Source organism: uncultured Roseobacter sp. (genome assembly GCF_947491795.1).
GTDB lineage: Bacteria > Pseudomonadota > Alphaproteobacteria > Rhodobacterales > Rhodobacteraceae > Roseobacter.
Genome location: NZ_CANLKW010000023.1, coordinates 1 through 2,064 on the forward strand (window position 1 = coordinate 1; position 2,064 = coordinate 2,064).

General features: G+C 63.7%; 2 protein-coding genes. Both read left to right on the forward strand.

The annotated features are described in order from the left end of the window. Positions 1-68 precede the first annotated feature (68 nt). Positions 69-650 carry a helix-turn-helix domain-containing protein gene (locus Q1A34_RS21875; protein ID WP_300039626.1) on the forward strand — a complete coding sequence of 194 codons (582 nt, stop codon included), beginning with the start codon at positions 69-71 and terminating at the stop codon, positions 648-650. Then, a partial coding sequence (locus tag Q1A34_RS21880) for a relaxase/mobilization nuclease domain-containing protein (protein WP_300039628.1) occupies positions 637-2,064 on the forward strand: 1,428 nt, incomplete at its 3' end. The genes Q1A34_RS21875 and Q1A34_RS21880, both read left to right, overlap by 14 nt.

Genomic DNA, 2,064 nt, shown 5'->3' on the forward strand with positions numbered 1-2,064 from the left:
GGGTATATTATTGTATGGTTGGTTCAGTCTTTTTGGAAGGTGGCAGGAAATAGGGGGTCTTTCTTCGCATGTCTCGCTCGAAACGCCTCACAGATGCGGAGCGCATGGAGATCGTTCGCGCGGCTGCGGAAGGCGTTTCCACTTCAGTGCTGGCGGAACGGTTTGGCGTGTCGGTGCGGGCAATCCAATACACCTTGAAGGCCGATGCCGAGCGCCGGACAGATGCCGCGATCCCGGTCTCCGCTGTCAGTGTGAAGGTAACGGCTGAGGAGCTTGCGTCCTTCGATGCGGTGTTGACCGCTGCTGGGATTGAGAGCCGGGCCGAGGGGCTGCGACGGCTCATTCAGGCGGCAGGTGGGGTGTTCGTTCCGGACGCGCAGATGGCGGCCGAGATGGCACGCTACAGGGCCTCTTTGCACGAGGTCGGCAATGGTGTCGTGCAGATGGCCAGGCAGATGACGCAGGCCAACCGGACAGGCCGGGGGGCGGGTTCTGAGTTCACCGAACTGCGCCTCGCCCAGATGCGCGGGCTGGCGCGGTTCATTCTGGATTCTGCTGACGAGATCGATCTGCTCCTGCGCCGCCGTCGGGACGCGATGCAGCTGCAGGCCACGGCCGCGCTGAGGGAGTTTGCGCATGCGGCTGAATGATGCTGTCGACGCTGTCACCGGCGAGGTCTTCCGGGACGGCTGGAGCCGGATCCGGGGCTCGATGCAGGGACTGCATGTGGTCAGGCAGAAGCAGCTCGTACGGGCTGCTGCGGGGCACCGCGCGGCGGTCTTCAAAGCGATCCGGGGCGGGGGCACGCATACGAAATCGCAGCTTGCAAACCAGCTTGATTACCTCACCACCAAGTCCACCCATATCGTGGACAGTAGCGGGTTCCTGGATGGCAAGGCGAAGCTCGAGGCGGGTGACATCAAGGATCTGACCGAGCGCTTTGCCAAACGGTGGGATGCGGGCTTCAAACCCAAGCTCGGGCAGACCACGCATATGCTCATGTCCTTCCCCATCGGCACGCGCGGCGAGGACGTACGCGACATCGCGACGGATGTGGCCGCGCGGTTCTTCCAGACAGAGGCCGGGCATTTTGATTACATCATTGCGGTGCATGAGGACCGGGATCATCCGCATGCGCATCTGGTGCTGAACCGCCGCTCGCAGGAGGGTGAGTTCTTCTTTCTGGGGCGCAACCATCGCTTCAACTATGACGACTTCCGCCTTGCCATGGTTGAGGAGGCGGAGAAGTATGGCGTGCGCCTGGAGGCCACGCGGCGGGTGGATCGCGGGGTGGTGCATTACCCGCCCCGGACGCGCGAGGTCTATGCTGCGAAGGACGAGGGCCGGACGCCCGTGGCCCGCGAGCGGGTGGGTCAGGATCTGACCCGGACACTGGCGGAGATCGCCAGTACCAGAACTGTCTGCCATACGCTTGCCGCGGAGGCCTCGCGCGCTGTGCGGGAAGATATCGCCGCGGCGCTCTTCCGTGCCGGCGAGATGCTGGCGCATGGCGGGCAGGTGGCACATGCAGGAGATGTCTACATGGCTGAGGACCAGAGCTTCGAGGATCTGAGAAGCCTCTATGCGGAGAGGCTGGAGCGGGTACAGGGTATGATTGCCGAGAAGCCGGATGCGGCGCGTCCCGCGCTGGAAAAGAGCCTCAATGCGATCCAGGCGCAGGTGCAGCATCTGCAACCCCTGGGTCTGCGTTCCAGCACGCTGTCGGATGCGCCATCGGAGGGCGGGATCTATTCCGAAGCCAATATCGACGCCAGCCAGCGCGAGCGTCTGGCAGAGCCCGATCTGAGATCGCGCATTGACGCGGCACTGCGGGGCACCGGGATCAGCACATCGGAAGTGGTGGCCCGGATCGAAACCGGGGCCTCAAATGCAGCGCTGGAGCATCAATGGATCGCAGATGATCTCTCCAAGGTGGCCGAGGCGCGCGATCTGAACCTCGAGCGCCGCGCCGATCTGGAACAGGCCCGCGACATTCTCAATGACGTGCACGTCGAACTTGGCACGCTGTTGGAGCGTGAGAACGTGTTGCGCCGGGATGGGGTC

Bases quoted from the DNA above. Each gene is read 5' to 3' on its own strand.
- Q1A34_RS21875 (WP_300039626.1), top strand. From the start codon at position 69: ATGTCTCGCTCGAAACGCCTCACAGATGCGGAGCGCATGGAGATCGTT.